Below are 15,159 nucleotides of genomic sequence, written 5' to 3'. Positions count from 1 at the left end.
TGCTTCAACGAGAAGTTTTTTTTTTTTCAATATTTCAAAGAACTAAACTTCAACGAGGGAGAATTTTTTTTCTTTTTCAAATGTATATTCTAAGTGAAAAAGCATGTCAACTCGAAAAATGATTTCACTTCAATTTGCCACCCCCAATTCCGCTCACCCCCTCCAAAATAGGTTGGTTGAAAGCTGTAATGTTTGTATTGTATTTTTTGTTGAAGTAGTCGCACCATTCTTTGTTTACACTTACTACTAATTTTATGTATTGGTCTTCGTTAAAACCTATTATGGATGCATACTCACGAGCGTTAGCCTCTGCTAAATCGAAAGGATGCCACTTTACATCTTCAACATGGAAAATGTATTTACTTTCAATTATATCTTGTTTTATTATAAACTGATGCTGTGACCCAAATTCTCCAACATTGTCATTTAAAATTTTACCAGTGATATTTGATGAAGAAATTTGAAAGATTGAATATTCAGAGATGCCTAATTGACCAGAAGCAATCCTTTTTAATTGATTAAATTCGTTGCAAACAAATATCTCAGATGATGCTGAAATTAGTCCGTTTGATAAGATGGAATTTTTGTTTTTGATTGGTGATATGTGATAGAATAGATTGTTTTTCATTATTATTTTTATTTGAGTTATGACAGTTCTCTTCCTGTCCATTCTAGATAGATTATTTTTGATTTCGTAAAGTGACTTTTTTTCTAGCTTTTATTCATCTTTAGACTTATCACGATGTTTCATGAATTCAAGTGTAGTAGTTGCTATGTTCTGGTTAAACAAGTATTGTTTTAATTTTTCTTTGTTAGAAAATATTTGCTCGATTTCAGATTCTTCTTTTACGCTTGGGTCGAACAAGTCATATGTAATCACAATTTCATCATTTGGTTCAATTTCTAAAAGATTTATTGTGTCGTTAACAGTTCGATGCCCCATATATTTAGATACGATAATAAACGCCTTTTTTGTGCAGTTATATTTTGTTACGAAATCTCTTGCCCAAGCAATCTCAAATGAATTTGTTTTTAGTTCTCTGAGTTTTAGGTCTAGGAATGTTGTAGAGTACACTTCTGACCTAAATTCCTGGTAGAATTTGTTTAATTCCCTATTTAGACTTGAAGTAGTAAGGGGTTTTCCTGTTTTACAATTAATGTATATTAGAGATTCGATTGTTCGATTTTCGTCGTTAAAATCATTTTTATAAGCCCATTCTGTATAACGCATAAGAAAGTTGCTTAATCTATAACTATCAATTTTTGATTTTTTATCATCATGAATTTCAAGATAAAATTTGCATTTCTCATTGTGTTCTTCAATAAAGTCATTCCATTTTAGTTTTAGTAGTGTTCCTATTTTTAGTCCTAAACATGAGCCATGAATGCAAAGTAATCCGTAGCCGTGTTCGCCTTTGTTAAGTAGCCACATGCCAAGCATTACTAAATTTTCAGATGTCCAGATTAAGTTGTTGTTGTCATTTTTCATTGTTTCTGTATTTTCATATTTATAGTGCAAAGATAGCGCAATATTTGAAATAAACAATTTTATTTTCATATTTTTTATGAAAACACAGATTTTTTACTTTTTAATATTTTTTAATATATTGATTTATAGGTTTTTAAGTTTTTTTGATTCTGTATCTTCATAAAAAATATGAAAATAAGTTTGGTTTATGAATTTAATTTGCTACATTTGCACTATAAATATGAAAATACAGAAATCAATTAAAATAAAAAAATATGATTATTATGCTTCTAATGTGCTTTCCAACTTTAACAATTGCTGAGGTTGGAGTGAAAATTAATTTAAAAGATGATGATGCAATTAAAAAGTGGCTCATCGCAAACGGTATTACTATTCATAAATCAGGAAAATTTCGATTTGTATTTGAAATTGACGTCGATTGCGTGATTGATAAAATGAAAGTCTTAGAGTTGAAGAGGCAGTATCCAAATGACTGGATTGATTTGTATAAAACGATATGCAAAGACAATGCTGTTTATGAAATGGTTGTCCGCGAGCTTGGAGGTAAAACGATTAGAAAGCCCGCAACCAAGCTTAACTTGAGTAAAAGTGAAAATCAACTTTATAGTAAGTATGCAAATGAGTAAAATGAAACTTCCTAAAAATCCTCATAAAGGAATGAAGATTTATTGTCATAAATGTAAGCGAGATAATCCAACTTGTAATCATTATGATATACATAGATATAAGGTCAAGATACATGTTGTTGGTGGAGATGGAAGAAAACGAACTAAGGTTTTGAATTCTAAAAACTATAATGATGCAGTAAAGGAAGCTATTGATTTTGAAAACGAATTAAAGGCAACTAATTATGAAAAGGTTGTTATAGAAGAAGCAGGAAATGATTATTCGATTTTGGATGCAGTTGTTCAGTATCAACGTTATTTGTCTGGACAGCATAAATATGCTCATAAAATCAAAAAAGTGTCTGTAGAGTATCAAAAGGAGTGTATGCGTTATTGTAAATTCTTTTTGGATAGCTTACACGAGGTTAGGGATTTAATGGCTACCAGAGTAGTTGAGGTTAATCAAAATGATGTTGCTCGTTTCTACTTATGGGCAGAGAAGCATTACGGTGCTAAATCATTCAATAAGTGTATGGGAGCTTTGAAGGCTTTTTTTGCTTTTTTAATTGATGTTGAAGAGATAATGATGAAGAATCAATTTGCAGTTTATGAGTCAAAATCTGTAGTGATGAAAGATGTAACTACTCTGACAAAAGAAGAGTTTCAGACTATTATTGATTCAATAGGTGTTGTTAATCCTTTTCAGTTACTTGGAGGCAAGGGAGAAAGGAAAAACATGTATAAGCCGTATTTAGTTCATGGTTTTAAATTGTTTTTGCTAACTGGTGGTAGGAGAGAAGATGTTGTTGAGTTGAGGTGGAGTGATATGCTTATTACCATTGAAGGTGTTAAGTTTTTTAAAATTGCTAATAAGAAGGTTAATAGGATAAGAAGAACAGAAGAGTATAATAAGTATGTGCCAATCAATGATGATTTGTTTGAATTATTGTTAGAGATGGGGTATGAGGCAAAGAAAAATACAGATGATTATATTTTGTTTCCAGAACGAAATGTGAAAGCTAAAACTATAATGGATGCTTTGTCGAAGTCGTTTTCTCATTATGTGAAAGAATCAGGAGTTAAAAAAGATATTAGTTTGAAAAATTTGAGAAAGACCTACATAACTTGGATGCATCGTGCAATAGGTAAAAATACAGGTTTGTTGACTTCTCATAGTAGTGAAAAAGTTCTAAAAGACCATTATATCGATAGTGCTGTATTGTCTGCTGTGGAAGAAGCTACGTTGAAAATTAGAATGTTTGGAGAGTAAAAGTCACTCTTAAAAGTCACTCCAATAAAAAAAGGACTTACGAAATTTCGTAAGTCCTTCTGTTTCAAGTAGCGAGGACGGGAGTTGAACCCGTGACCTCAGGGTTATGAATCCTGCGCTCTAACCAACTGAGCTACCTCGCCTGGACTGCTATCATGAATTCCTGATTGCGGGTGCAAAGATAGAAATAATATTAAAGCGCGCAAGCATAAAATGAAGAAAAAAAAATATTTTTAATTATGCATTGTTTTTGGACATATATTCTTATATTTCGAAAAAAATTAAAGTAGCACATGGATTCAAAAATACGTTACGAAATCGAGTTTCCGATCAATTCTTCGCCACAATTATTGTATCAATATATATCAACGCCGTCAGGTTTACAAGAATGGTTTGCTGACAATGTTAATTCAAGAGGTGAATTTTTTACTTTCATCTGGAATGATTCGCAGGAAAAAGCTCGCTTGGCTTCAAAAAAATCTGGCGAAAAAGTAAAGTTCAAATGGGTTGACGAAAGCAGTAAAGACACTGAGTACTTTTTTGAACTTCATATTTTAGTTGATGAATTGACTAAAGATGTGTCACTTATGGTGGTTGATTTTGCCGATAAAGAAGAATTAGGCGAAGCTAAACAATTGTGGGAGAATCAAATCTCAGACTTAAAACATCTTATAGGATCTGTTTAGTAAAAGTCTATTTTATACCTTATATTTGCCCTGAACAAAATTCAGGGTTTTTTTATGATTAATTTTAACGGAAACATAGGGCAGGAAGATAATATACTAACTCTTAACCGCGCCTTTTTGTATGGTGACGGAATATTCGAAACAGTAAAAATTGTCAACGGAAAAATCTTGTTTCTTGAAGATCATTATTTTAGACTGATGGCTTCAATGCGTGTGGTCAGAATGATGATTCCTATGGATTTTACAATGGAATATTTTGAAGAGCAGATTCTTAATTTGGTTAACCAATTGAATATTGCATCTTCAGCAAGAGCTAGAATTACCGTTTTTAGAAACGATGGCGGTTTGTATCTTCCTAAAAGTAATGATATTTCATTCTTAATCAACGCTATTTCTCTTGGAAATAAAGCTTACTCTTTAAATACAAACGAATACGAAGTAGATTTGTATAAAGACTTCTATGTAACAAAACAATTATTATCATCTCTGAAAACAACAAACAAGATGATTAATATAACAGGAAGTATTTATGCAAATGAAAATGATCTTGCTAATTGTATTTTACTGAATGACAGTAAAAATGTTGTAGAAGCGCTTCAGGGAAATATTTTTATGGTTACAGGAAATAAGCTTATTACACCTCCAGTTTCAGAAGGTGCATTAAACGGAATTATGCGTAAGCAAATTTTGGCATTGGCCAAAAAAGTTGAAGGCATAGAAGTTGTAGAAGAGATAATTTCGCCTTTTGATCTTCAAAAAGCAGACGAATTATTCCTGACTAATGTAATCATGGGAATACAGCCGATAACTAAATATCGAAAAAAGGAGTTTACAACGAATCTGGCTCATTTACTAGTGCAGAAGCTAAATGAATCCATCTCTGAAAATTAATTCAGATATGGATTTTCAGGTGCGTTAGACCAAATAAGATAATCACCGCCAAGCTCAATAATCTGCTCTTTCCAAAAGTGAGTAGTAGATTTTCCGATAATTTTATTTTTATAATTATTATCAGCAATAATCCAAGAGTTTCCTTGCATCTCATTTTCGAGTTGATTTTCGTCCCAACCGGTATAGCCTAAGAAAAAGCGAATATTATTTTTACTAATAGTTCCGCTGTTTATTAAGTCTTTAGTTGACTCAAAATCACCTCCCCAATAAATCCCGTTCGAAATCTCAACACTATTTGGGATTAACTCAGGAATATTGTGAATGAAATAAAGGTTGTCTTGTTCTACAGGGCCTCCGTTATATATCTTAAAGTTAGCATCAATTTCGGGTATTAAGTCACTAATAGTGTATTTTAATGGCTTATTAATTATAAAACCTATTGATCCTTCTTTGTTATGGTCTGCTAATAAAATTACCGATCTATTAAAAGATAAATCTCCAATTATTGAAGGCTCGGCAATAAGCAGGTGTCCTTTTTTTAATTTTTCTGAAATCATACGGTTACAATTTTTATTAAATTTAATCATAAAAAAATTAAAATCACAAAAAAAATCGTTAAACCGCATAAAAAAACCTTCCAGATGGAAGGTTTTAATTATATTATAAGTTTAGAGAACTTTCTTACTTAGTTCACTGCACCTTCTAATTCAGCTCCAGCTTTGAATTTTACAACGTTTTTAGCTGCGATTTTAATAGTTTTTCCTGTTTGTGGGTTTCTACCGTCTCTAGCAGCTCTAGAAGAAACTGACCATGATCCAAAACCTACTAATGAAACTCTTCCTCCTTTTTTCAAAGTTGTTCCTACATTACCTAAAAAAGACTCTAAAGCTAATTTCGCCGCAGCTTTTGTAATTCCTGCATCAGCAGCGATAGCATCGATTAATTCTGATTTGTTCATAATAATTAGTTATTAATTGTTGGTTAAAAAAAATTGTTAATACACAAATTTAGTAGGAAATCCGTTGCGTGCAAGTGTTTTCTTTATTTTTAGCAAAAATTGTTAATAACTTGCTTTTTTTGTTCATAAAGAGTGTTGTTCGTCGATAAAAAACAGGTACAAACCCCTGTTTTACTGGCGTTAATACACTTTTGCAGCTTCGGAAAAAGTCACTCCATTTAATAATTCTGAAGCAAGCATTCTCTTTTTTCCTGGAAATTGTAGACTTAATAACTGAATAAACCCTTCTTTTATTGCAATCTTGATTTCTTTTTTACTGCTAATTAACTTTCCAGTCTCGTAAGAATGTGATTCTGAGATTAATTTAGCTTCATATATTTTGATGTTCAATTCTTCATTTTGGTCTTTCAAAAAACACCAAGAAGCAGGATAAGGACTTAATCCTCGAATTAAGTTATTGATTTCTGCTCCAGATTTTGTCCAATCGATTTTGCAGTTTTCTTTATTTAATTTGTAAGCGGTTTTAATATCGTCGTTATCTTCTTGAATTGTTGTGGTAACATTTCCAGTTTCAATAACTTTTAAAGTGTCAATTACAGTTGTGCTTCCTAAATGCATCAAACGATCGTGCAATTGTCCCGCAGTTTCTTCTGGCTCGATATTGATTTCAGAATTTAAAATCATTGCACCAGTATCAATTTTATCATCAATAAAGAAAGTGGTAACACCAGTTTTTGTTTCTCCATTAATAATAGCCCAGTTAATTGGAGCGGCGCCACGATAATTTGGCAATAAAGAAGCATGAAGATTAAAAGTTCCAAATGAAGGCATTTCCCAAACTACTTTTGGCAGCATTCTAAAAGCAACTACGATTTGTAAATTGGCATTCAAAGCTTTTAATTCTGCTAAGAAACTCTCGTCTTTTAAATTGGTTGGCTGTAATAAAGTAAGATTGTTAGCAAGTGCATATTCTTTAACAGCCGAATATTTTATTTTTTGTCCGCGTCCAGCTGGTTTATCTGCAGCTGTAATCACACCGACAACATCGTAGTCATTTTTAATAATGGTGTCCAAAATGCCAACGGCAAATTCTGGAGTTCCCATAAATATAATTCTCAATTTCTCCATTATGATTTTAAAGTGTATTTATTATTCGCTTGTATAATGATATGATTGTTTTCGAGTAACTCCTGAAGAACCGAAATTATGTCTTTTGTGTCCATTTTTATTTGGTTCTCAATTTCTCTCGAAGTCAACGAAGCTGTTTTTAGTAAAGAAAGGATTTTGTCTGCAATCGAATCGGCTTCAGTGATTTTTCCTTTTTGTGTAATGCAGTACGAACAAATACCGCAGTTTTCGTTTGTTTCTTCACCAAAATAATCTAGCACCAATCTGTTTTTGCAGGTTTTAGTGTCTTTTATATAATGCAAAACAGATAAAAGCTGTTCTTTTTTGACTTCGTTTTGTTTTTCTAAATATTTCGAAACTCTATTTATAGTGTGATCATCTTCGCGAACTTCATTAAACAAAATAGTAGCGTCGTTATTTTTAGACTTATATTCTATAATTTCTTTTTCTTTTAATTTTTCTAAAAGCGCTATAATTTGCTCTTCAGGGCGATTTGATTTTTTTGCAATTAATCCCAAATTCAAATTAGATTTCACTTCATAAACTCCGGGATAAGTTCTCAAAATAGCCAAAATGATTTCTTCATCATTTGGATTCAAACTCATGTATCGAATTACTTCTTTAGATTCAATCAGAAACTGAATGCTGATTTTTTCTGAGAATTCCTGAGACATCGTAATAATTCCCTGCTGATTTAAAAACTGTAAAGCATTATAAGTCTTCAAAGTTGGGAATTCATATTTATTGCAGAAATGATTTAGTTTGAATGAGAAAGATTCGTCTAAACCTTCTCCGTAAGCAATTTGAAAATAATTGCACAATTTGTTGTACATCGTTTTCAAGAATTTTTTGTCAGGAAGAACGCTTAAAAACTGCTGTTCAGTCTGAACGGAATCAGAATTGTTATAAAGTAAAACCGAAAAAGCTTTTGCGCCATTTCGTCCCGCGCGTCCAGATTCCTGATAATAATTTTCTAAGTTTTCTGGAAGCTGCGTATGAATAACGGTTTTTACATTGTCTTTGTCAATTCCCATTCCGAAAGCATTCGTAGCCACAATAACTTGCGCTTGTTCCGACATCCACAACTGCATGTTTTTATCTTTTTCTTTTGCAGAAAGTCCACCATGATAATACGTTGCCGTAAAACCTAACGATTGCAATTGCGAAGATATATTCAAACACGCTTTACGATTTCGTACATATATAATAGAAGGTTGCGGATTCTTTTTCAGAATTTGTTCTGTACGGTATAATTTATCCTCAACTTCAAAAATCATGTAAGCGATATTTTTTCGCTCAAACGATTGTTGAAAATGATTCGGGTTTTTTAATTCTAATTGCGTTCTAATATCTTCAATAACTCTTGGAGTTGCTGTTGCGGTTAAAGCTAAAAAAGGAATTTTAGGAAAGAATTTTTTTAGTTCTGAAATTTTAAGATACGCTGGCCTAAAATCATGACCCCATTGCGAAACACAATGCGCTTCGTCAATAGCAATTAAATTTATAGGTAGGTTTTTAATGCGTTCCAGAATCCAATCTGATTGTAAACGTTCTGGTGATAAGTAGAGAAATTTATAATTTCCGTACTGGCAATTGTCTAAAAGATCAATCAATTCTTCAGTGTGAATTCCGCCAGTAAGAGCAATTGCTTTAATCTCTCTTTTTTGTAGATTCATTACCTGATCTTTCATCAAGGCAATTAAAGGAGAAATAACTAAACAAATGCCTTCCTGCATCATAGCGGGGACTTGAAAACAAATCGATTTTCCACCTCCTGTCGGAAGTACTGCAAAAGTATCCTGTCCTTCAAGAACAGAATCGATAATTTCTTTTTGCAACGGTCTAAAACTGTCGTGTTTCCAGTATTTTAGAAGAATATCCTGTGCTCCGAGCATTGCCTTGGTTTTAAAGTTAAAAATTTAGAAAACAGTTTCTAGTTTTACAACTTTAAACCATACCGCTAAATTTTGTCTAAGATATAAAGAATTCTGTTTTCAACTGTATCTTTAGGAACTTCAATCAGTTCGTAACCATATTTTTTATAAGTCTCAACAAGATGCTCCTGAATTTTTACTGCCTGATCAAAATTTTCATAACGCTCAGAATCACTTTGGTAAATCTCCTCCCAAGGCGGTAAAATAAAGGTTTTAGAATATTTGAAATCTTCGCATGCTTTGGTAAAATGCTCTGGATACTCATCGCCAATATAATCCATATAGGCTACCACATCTGGAATTCCTCTGTCAATAAAAACCACATTATCAGGTTCGTTAACAGCATTTTTATATTGTTCAATACGTCCTTCCAACAACATTTCGCTAAACAAAAGCGGCTGTTCTAGAAACAGCTGTTCAATGCCTTGTTCCTGTGCTTTCATGGTAACCTGTCTAGAGATTTCAGGATAGCAGCAAAAGCCACGAGCTACCAATTCGTTAATAAGTGTTGATTTTCCAGTACCAGGTCCGCCAAGCAAGACAATAATTTCTTTTTGCACTATTCTAAAAATAAAGCGCAAATTTACCTAAACTTATTTGTAATTAAAAAGAATATTTATCAGAAACGAAAGATTTGATATTTTAATAAACAAAAGTTACTGATTGAGGAAGGGAAATGGTTATGTTTTAGCAAAGTGAAAAGTCCCTATAGAGGCGACATATTTATAGAAAAATTGGACACAATAAATCAAAAGCTCCAGCGGAGCGACATATTTTGCGTGATTTATATGTCGCTCCGCTGGAGCTTTTGATTGGTGTGAAATTGAATTGCTATAAATATTTTGCTCCGCTGGAGCAGTTTAAAACTTATCTGAATATTATATTTTATTCATAAGTTTTTTAGTCTCGTTGTTATACAAATCTTTGCCTTTTGAAATTTCTTCTGAATTAATAAAATCATCTATACTGACATAAATAAATTTATTGTTGTTTGTCTTTTTGTTTTTTTTATCAGCTTCTTCTGCACTTCCATCACCTTCTAGTAAGTAAAGAAGTATTCCATCACTATAATTTTTTTGAGCTATTTCAATTAATCGATTATATATAACTTCATTGATTTCTTTATAAGAGATACTTCGAAAACACTTTTTTATTGAACATAATTCTTCGGTTGGAAAAAAGGGGAATTGTGGAATTCGTTCTATTTTGCTTAAATCACTTCTACAAAAATTGTAATATTTGCTTTGAGGAGTTTCTTTTAATTTCTGACTAAAGGCAGTATTTGCAATTAGTATAATGATTAGGAATATTCTAAACATATTTTTAAAATTTATTCACAAAACAAATATTTTCCAGAATCCTTTCCTTTTTTATTAGAAGGAACAATCAAATGCGATTGGAATTTTTTGCCATTCAAAACATCATTCACAAAATCTAAAACATACTTTTGACCTTCATGAAAAAGGTAGCCTGAAAATTCATGTCCACCACCGCAGAAAGTAATCAGCTCGATGTCTTTGTGTAAATCGTTCATTTGATTGTAAACCGCATAAGAACCAAAAAGAATCAGCCAGCCAGAAGCGTTTGTAGGGCAGGAGCGATGCGAACCTGCTGCATAAGGAACCGTGTCATCATTATTTCCGTGAGCCAATAACATCGGAATTGCTTTTTCTTTTGTAATCAAATTAATATCCTGAATTGCTCCCGAACCTCCAATAAAACCTTTGTATTTAAAGTTTTCTGGGAGATTGCTTTTGTATAAATTCATCAATTTATAATCCCAAAAAGAAGCATGGAAACCAATTTCGGCACCCGCACTAATTCCAGAAATAAAGATTTTTGAAGTATCTAAATTGTATTTATCTGCATTCTCAATTAAGAAAGCCGTTGCCTGCCACATATCGCTAACGCCAATTTGGATTGCTTTTATTTTTTCGGTCAAAGTTCCTTTACAGCCAAAATCTTTTCCTTTCATATATAAACTGTACGAAATACTCGCAACAGCATAACCATTTTGATCCATAAATTTCCCGAAATCTTTTTCACTTGTACGTTCTCCACCTGAAAATCCGCCACCAAATGCGAACATTATTAACGGAATTTTTTCGCCAGCTTTTTTCTTTGGCAGATATAAATCTAAATCTAGTTTTAAAGTGTCGTTTTGGAAATACGTTAGCGTTTTAACTTCCTGCGCTTGAACTGAATTTAGTGTAAGAGCGATAAAAAGTAAAAGGAGTTTTTTCATTGCATTGTGTTTTAATCTCGCAAATTTTAAACGCAAACTTGTCATCCTGAGGAACGAAGGATCACACAAGTAGCTCCGCACAGAAATTCTCCAACCTTTGTCGAGTTTCTAGTGTGATCCTTCGTTCCTCAGGATGACAAAATGACGAAAAAAGCGCTCTAATTTGCGAGAGTTTTCGGTGGATTATTTTCTCAAATATAAGCGTAAAAAATACAATGAAATAATCTTCTAGAGGTTTTTTCTCTGCACCTTTGTAACTTTGTAACTTTGAACCTTTTTTCGAAGAAAAAATATAAAAAATCTAAATTCAAAAACCGTATATTTGCGTTTATTTTTAATTACGAATGGAGAACGATAAAGAAAAAAACACCGCCGAATTTTACGAAAGATTAAAAGTAGAACTTGATAACGCAAACACTTGGCCAGCAGAATATTTGTATAAATTTATTGTGCCTTCTGTAGGTGATAATGTAGAGCGTGTTGAAAAAGCTTTTGATAGAATGGGAGCGGTTATTAAAACAACAAAATCTAAAACAGGTAAATTTACCAGTGTTTCTGTAGATGTTACGATGCACAGCTCAGATGATGTGATTAGTAAATACAAAGAAGTTTCTACAATAGAAGGTATAGTTTCATTATAAACTTATGATCGAAAAATATAAAAGAGAAGCCGCAAGCGACGTTGTGTATAATTTAGAATACAATTCTGAAAGACAGCGTTTAATTATCCCAGAATATGGTCGTCATTTACAAAAATTGATCGATCAGGCAACTGCAATCGAAGATGATGAAACGCGCAATAAAGCCGCGAAATATATCATTCAGGTTATGGGAAGCCTAAATCCGCATTTGCGTGACGTGCCAGATTTTCAGCATAAACTTTGGGATCAGCTTTTTATTATGTCTGATTTTAAACTGAATGTTGAATCTCCGTACCCAATTCCGTCACGAGAAGTTTTGGAGCTAAAACCAGACGCTTTGCAGTATCCGCAGAACTTTCCAAAATATAGATTTTATGGTAACAACATCAAATATATGATTGATGTTGCCAATAAATGGGAAGATGGCGAAATGAAAAATGCCTTGGTGATGGTAATTGCCAATCACATGAAAAAATCGTTCTTGAGCTGGAACAAAGACACAGTAAAAGATGATGTGATTTTCGAGCATTTATATGAATTGTCTGGAGGTAAAATTAATTTATTACATAGCACAGAAGAGTTGTTGAATACAACGGATTTAATGCGTACAAATAAACGTATGTCTAATAAAACGGCTTCTGGTGTACAGCCAAAAATTCAGAATAACAACAAGAATAACAATAACAAAGGCGGTCAAAAAAAGACATTTCAAAAAAACAATAATCAAAAATAGAAGAAGTTGCTAAGATACTAAGCAGCTAAGGTGCTAAGATTTTAGCTTAACCTTAGAACCTTAGAATCTCAGAACCTTAGAACCTTAAAAGAAATCTATGGGAATTTTTAAAATCGAAGGAGGAACTCCTTTAAAAGGAGAAATCACTCCGCAAGGAGCAAAAAACGAGGCATTACAAATTTTATGTGCCGTGCTTCTAACGGGGGATAAAGTAAAAATTAATAATATTCCCGATATTATTGACATCAATAAATTAATTACTTTGTTGGGTAATTTAGGTGTAAAAATTCAACGTAACGAACCAGGTTCGATTACTTTTCAAGCTGACGAAGTTAATGTTGGATATTTAGAAACTGAAGCTTTCAAAAAAGAAGGTGGAGCGCTTCGTGGTTCTATTATGATTGTTGGTCCGCTTTTGGCTCGTTTCGGAAAAGGATATATTCCAAAACCGGGTGGAGATAAAATTGGACGTCGTAGATTAGATACACACTTTGAAGGTTTTATCAACCTTGGAGCAAAATTCAGATACAATAGAGAAGACCACTTTTACGGAGTAGAATCTCCAGAAGAAGGGCTTCAAGGAACAGATATGCTTCTAGATGAAGCTTCTGTAACTGGAACGGCAAATATTGTAATGGCTGCAGTTTTGGCAAAAGGACAAACTACAGTTTACAACGCTGCTTGTGAGCCATATTTACAACAATTGTGTAAGATGCTAAACTCTATGGGAGCAAAAATCACTGGAGTTGGTTCTAACTTATTGACTATTGAAGGTGTTGAAAGCCTTGGAGGATGTGAGCATACAATTTTACCAGATATGATCGAAATTGGTTCTTGGATTGGTCTTGCGGCTATGACAAAAAGCGAAATCACGATCAAAAATGTAAGCTGGGAAAATTTAGGTTTGATCCCAAATACTTTCAGAAAATTGGGTATTACAATCGAAAAACGTAACGACGATATTTACATTCCTGCTCACAAAGACGGATATGAAGTAAAAACAGATATCGACGGTTCTATCTTAACTATTGCCGATGCACCTTGGCCAGGATTTACACCTGACTTATTAAGTATCGTTTTAGTTGTGGCAACACAAGCAAAAGGAGACGTTTTAATTCACCAAAAAATGTTCGAAAGCCGTTTATTCTTCGTGGATAAACTAATTGATATGGGAGCAAAAATTATGTTATGTGATCCGCACAGAGCTGTGGTTATGGGACATAATTTTGAATCTCAATTGAAAGCAACAACAATGTCTTCTCCAGATATTCGTGCGGGAATCTCATTATTGATTGCGGCGCTTTCTGCAAAAGGAACTAGTACAATCCAGAATATCGAGCAAATCGATCGTGGATATGAGCGTATCGATGAGCGTTTAAGAGCAATTGGCGCAAAAATCGTGAGAGCGTAAATAAAAGTTAGCCACGAATTTCACAAATTACACTAATTTTTAATTTTTGAAATTCAATTACACGAATTAGCTTTTAAATTAGTGTAATAAAACACAATGTTAGTTTTCGTGTAATTTGTGTAATTCGTGGCAGAAAAAAATAAATGTCGCTAAATGACAAATGAACAAAAAGCTATAAAAGCTACATACTTTAGTATAGCTGGAAATACCTGCTTGGCCTTGATTAAAGGTCTTGCAGGTTTTTTTGGCAATTCTTATGCCTTAATTGCAGATGCGATTGAGTCGACTACAGATATTTTTTCATCATTTTTGGTTCTGTTCGGAATCAAATATTCGAATAAACCTGCAGATGAAAATCATCCTTATGGTCATGGTCGTGCAGAACCTTTAATTACGTTTTTGGTTGTTGGATTTTTAATTACTTCAGCAACAATTATTGCTTACGAAAGTATTTCTAACATTGGAACTTCGCACGATTTGCCAAAATCTTGGACATTATATGTCTTAGGCGCAATTATCATCTGGAAAGAATATTCATTTCGTTTGGTGATGAAAAGAAGCCGACAAACAAATAGTACATCTTTGGCTGCCGATGCATGGCACCATCGAAGTGATGCAATTACTTCTGTAGCAGCTTTTATTGGGATTTCGGTTGCTTTGATTATGGGAAAAGGCTACGAATCAGCAGATGATTGGGCAGCACTTTTTGCAGCGTTTTTTATTTTATACAACAGTTATAAAATTTTCAGACCTGCGCTTGGTGAAATTATGGATGAAAATTTAAACGACGACTTAGTAGAAGAAATTCGTGTTGTCGCTTTGACTGTTCCTGGAATTCTTGGAACCGAAAAATGTTTTATTCGTAAAGCAGGAATGCGTTATCACGTAGATCTTCATGCAATTGTTTCAGCAAAAATTTCAGTAAAAGAAGGACACGATTTGTCTCATAAACTTCAAGATACTTTAAAAGAACAAATTCCACAGTTAGGAAATGTTTTGATTCATATTGAACCGGATGATTATCATTGTTAAAGATGCTAAGGTTCTGAGATACTAAGATTCTAAGTTTTTTTCTTTGTCAAAGTTTAAAACTTTGACAAAGATTAATTTAAAAATCTGCTTAATTTACAATCTACTTAAAACCAGATTATAAATTAAGCAGATTTTT

Annotated in this window: 17 protein-coding genes and 1 tRNA gene; 8 read left to right on the top strand and 10 right to left on the bottom strand. The window is 32.9% G+C overall.

Annotated features, from left to right (window positions below):
* Window positions 1–124: 124 nt before the first annotated feature.
* Both V6624_RS00740 and V6624_RS00735 read right to left on the bottom strand, forming a co-directional pair.
* On the bottom strand, window positions 125–670 hold the full coding sequence (locus V6624_RS00740; protein WP_338840561.1) for a hypothetical protein: 546 nt from the start codon (window positions 668–670) through the stop codon (window positions 125–127).
* Between the two features lie 48 nt (window positions 671–718).
* Complete coding sequence (locus V6624_RS00735; protein ID WP_338840560.1) at window positions 719–1,489, bottom strand: hypothetical protein; 771 nt, start codon at window positions 1,487–1,489, stop codon at window positions 719–721.
* A gap of 263 nt (window positions 1,490–1,752) precedes the next feature.
* Between V6624_RS00735 and V6624_RS00730 the strand changes: the two genes are divergently transcribed.
* Both V6624_RS00730 and V6624_RS00725 read left to right on the top strand, forming a co-directional pair.
* Window positions 1,753–2,115, top strand: coding sequence for a hypothetical protein (locus tag V6624_RS00730; RefSeq protein ID WP_338840557.1), 363 nt, complete (start codon window positions 1,753–1,755; stop codon window positions 2,113–2,115).
* Window position 2,116: 1 nt separating this feature from the next.
* Window positions 2,117–3,364, top strand: coding sequence for a tyrosine-type recombinase/integrase (locus tag V6624_RS00725; RefSeq protein ID WP_338840555.1), 1,248 nt, complete (start codon window positions 2,117–2,119; stop codon window positions 3,362–3,364).
* Between the two features lie 69 nt (window positions 3,365–3,433).
* On the opposite strand, the gene V6624_RS00720 is transcribed toward V6624_RS00725, so the two are convergent.
* A tRNA-Met gene (locus V6624_RS00720) sits at window positions 3,434–3,507 on the bottom strand.
* A 150-nt stretch (window positions 3,508–3,657) separates the two neighbouring features.
* Between V6624_RS00720 and V6624_RS00715 the strand changes: the two genes are divergently transcribed.
* Window positions 3,658–4,050, top strand: coding sequence for an START-like domain-containing protein (locus V6624_RS00715; protein WP_111285785.1), 393 nt, complete (start codon window positions 3,658–3,660; stop codon window positions 4,048–4,050).
* 54 nt (window positions 4,051–4,104) lie between these two features.
* Window positions 4,105–4,941: an aminotransferase class IV gene (locus tag V6624_RS00710; RefSeq protein WP_111285787.1), complete on the top strand. Its 837-nt coding sequence runs from the start codon at window positions 4,105–4,107 to the stop codon at window positions 4,939–4,941.
* Here V6624_RS00710 and V6624_RS00705 read toward each other — a convergent pair.
* The 7 genes from V6624_RS00705 to V6624_RS00675 form a co-directional block, all read right to left on the bottom strand.
* Window positions 4,938–5,498: a YqgE/AlgH family protein gene (locus V6624_RS00705; RefSeq protein ID WP_111285789.1), complete on the bottom strand. Its 561-nt coding sequence runs from the start codon at window positions 5,496–5,498 to the stop codon at window positions 4,938–4,940. The genes V6624_RS00710 and V6624_RS00705 overlap by 4 nt on opposite strands.
* 128 nt (window positions 5,499–5,626) lie before the next feature.
* Entirely contained in the window at window positions 5,627–5,899 is a 273-nt protein-coding gene (locus tag V6624_RS00700; RefSeq protein ID WP_008464760.1) for an HU family DNA-binding protein, read from the bottom strand.
* Window positions 5,900–6,079: 180 nt separating this feature from the next.
* Entirely contained in the window at window positions 6,080–7,027 is a 948-nt protein-coding gene (fmt, locus tag V6624_RS00695) for a methionyl-tRNA formyltransferase (RefSeq protein WP_111285791.1), read from the bottom strand.
* Entirely contained in the window at window positions 7,027–8,922 is a 1,896-nt protein-coding gene (locus V6624_RS00690) for a RecQ family ATP-dependent DNA helicase (RefSeq protein ID WP_111285793.1), read from the bottom strand. The genes fmt and V6624_RS00690 overlap by 1 nt, the downstream gene beginning before the upstream one ends.
* A gap of 65 nt (window positions 8,923–8,987) precedes the next feature.
* Complete coding sequence (locus V6624_RS00685; protein ID WP_111285796.1) at window positions 8,988–9,521, bottom strand: AAA family ATPase; 534 nt, start codon at window positions 9,519–9,521, stop codon at window positions 8,988–8,990.
* A 318-nt stretch (window positions 9,522–9,839) separates the two neighbouring features.
* Window positions 9,840–10,280, bottom strand: coding sequence for a hypothetical protein (locus V6624_RS00680; RefSeq protein WP_111285798.1), 441 nt, complete (start codon window positions 10,278–10,280; stop codon window positions 9,840–9,842).
* An 11-nt stretch (window positions 10,281–10,291) separates the two neighbouring features.
* Window positions 10,292–11,206 carry an alpha/beta hydrolase family protein gene (locus V6624_RS00675; protein WP_111286030.1) on the bottom strand — a complete coding sequence of 305 codons (915 nt, stop codon included), beginning with the start codon at window positions 11,204–11,206 and terminating at the stop codon, window positions 10,292–10,294.
* 344 nt (window positions 11,207–11,550) lie between these two features.
* On the opposite strand from V6624_RS00675, the gene V6624_RS00670 reads away from it, so the two are divergent.
* The 4 genes from V6624_RS00670 (at window position 11,551) to V6624_RS00655 (ending at window position 15,023) form a co-directional block, all read left to right on the top strand.
* Window positions 11,551–11,847 (top strand): DUF493 family protein, encoded by a 297-nt coding sequence (locus V6624_RS00670; RefSeq protein WP_111285800.1) that lies wholly within the window; start codon window positions 11,551–11,553, stop codon window positions 11,845–11,847.
* A 4-nt stretch (window positions 11,848–11,851) separates the two neighbouring features.
* Complete coding sequence (locus V6624_RS00665; protein ID WP_111285802.1) at window positions 11,852–12,580, top strand: DUF4290 domain-containing protein; 729 nt, start codon at window positions 11,852–11,854, stop codon at window positions 12,578–12,580.
* A 97-nt stretch (window positions 12,581–12,677) separates the two neighbouring features.
* Window positions 12,678–13,991 carry a UDP-N-acetylglucosamine 1-carboxyvinyltransferase gene (gene murA / locus V6624_RS00660; RefSeq protein WP_111285804.1) on the top strand — a complete coding sequence of 438 codons (1,314 nt, stop codon included), beginning with the start codon at window positions 12,678–12,680 and terminating at the stop codon, window positions 13,989–13,991.
* A gap of 153 nt (window positions 13,992–14,144) precedes the next feature.
* Complete coding sequence (locus tag V6624_RS00655; RefSeq protein ID WP_263522369.1) at window positions 14,145–15,023, top strand: cation diffusion facilitator family transporter; 879 nt, start codon at window positions 14,145–14,147, stop codon at window positions 15,021–15,023.
* Window positions 15,024–15,159 lie beyond the last annotated feature (136 nt).

Origin of the sequence: Flavobacterium ginsenosidimutans, assembly GCF_037478105.1 — a bacterium.
GTDB lineage: Bacteria > Bacteroidota > Bacteroidia > Flavobacteriales > Flavobacteriaceae > Flavobacterium > Flavobacterium ginsenosidimutans.
The sequence above is the reverse complement of the archived record's forward strand: the minus strand, read 5'-3'. Positions and strand labels throughout refer to the sequence as shown.

Bases quoted from the DNA above. Each gene is read 5' to 3' on its own strand.
- V6624_RS00670 (WP_111285800.1), top strand. From the start codon at position 11,551: ATGGAGAACGATAAAGAAAAAAACACCGCCGAATTTTACGAAAGATTA.
- V6624_RS00725 (WP_338840555.1), top strand. From the start codon at position 2,117: ATGAAACTTCCTAAAAATCCTCATAAAGGAATGAAGATTTATTGTCAT.
- V6624_RS00740 (WP_338840561.1), bottom strand. From the start codon at position 670: ATGGACAGGAAGAGAACTGTCATAACTCAAATAAAAATAATAATGAAA.
- V6624_RS00680 (WP_111285798.1), bottom strand. From the start codon at position 10,280: ATGTTTAGAATATTCCTAATCATTATACTAATTGCAAATACTGCCTTT.
- V6624_RS00730 (WP_338840557.1), top strand. From the start codon at position 1,753: ATGCTTCTAATGTGCTTTCCAACTTTAACAATTGCTGAGGTTGGAGTG.
- V6624_RS00715 (WP_111285785.1), top strand. From the start codon at position 3,658: ATGGATTCAAAAATACGTTACGAAATCGAGTTTCCGATCAATTCTTCG.
- V6624_RS00690 (WP_111285793.1), bottom strand. From the start codon at position 8,922: ATGCTCGGAGCACAGGATATTCTTCTAAAATACTGGAAACACGACAGT.
- V6624_RS00735 (WP_338840560.1), bottom strand. From the start codon at position 1,489: ATGAAAAATGACAACAACAACTTAATCTGGACATCTGAAAATTTAGTA.
- V6624_RS00705 (WP_111285789.1), bottom strand. From the start codon at position 5,498: ATGATTTCAGAAAAATTAAAAAAAGGACACCTGCTTATTGCCGAGCCT.
- V6624_RS00675 (WP_111286030.1), bottom strand. From the start codon at position 11,206: ATGAAAAAACTCCTTTTACTTTTTATCGCTCTTACACTAAATTCAGTT.
- V6624_RS00710 (WP_111285787.1), top strand. From the start codon at position 4,105: ATGATTAATTTTAACGGAAACATAGGGCAGGAAGATAATATACTAACT.
- fmt (WP_111285791.1), bottom strand. From the start codon at position 7,027: ATGGAGAAATTGAGAATTATATTTATGGGAACTCCAGAATTTGCCGTT.
- murA (WP_111285804.1), top strand. From the start codon at position 12,678: ATGGGAATTTTTAAAATCGAAGGAGGAACTCCTTTAAAAGGAGAAATC.
- V6624_RS00665 (WP_111285802.1), top strand. From the start codon at position 11,852: ATGATCGAAAAATATAAAAGAGAAGCCGCAAGCGACGTTGTGTATAAT.
- V6624_RS00700 (WP_008464760.1), bottom strand. From the start codon at position 5,899: ATGAACAAATCAGAATTAATCGATGCTATCGCTGCTGATGCAGGAATT.
- V6624_RS00655 (WP_263522369.1), top strand. From the start codon at position 14,145: ATGACAAATGAACAAAAAGCTATAAAAGCTACATACTTTAGTATAGCT.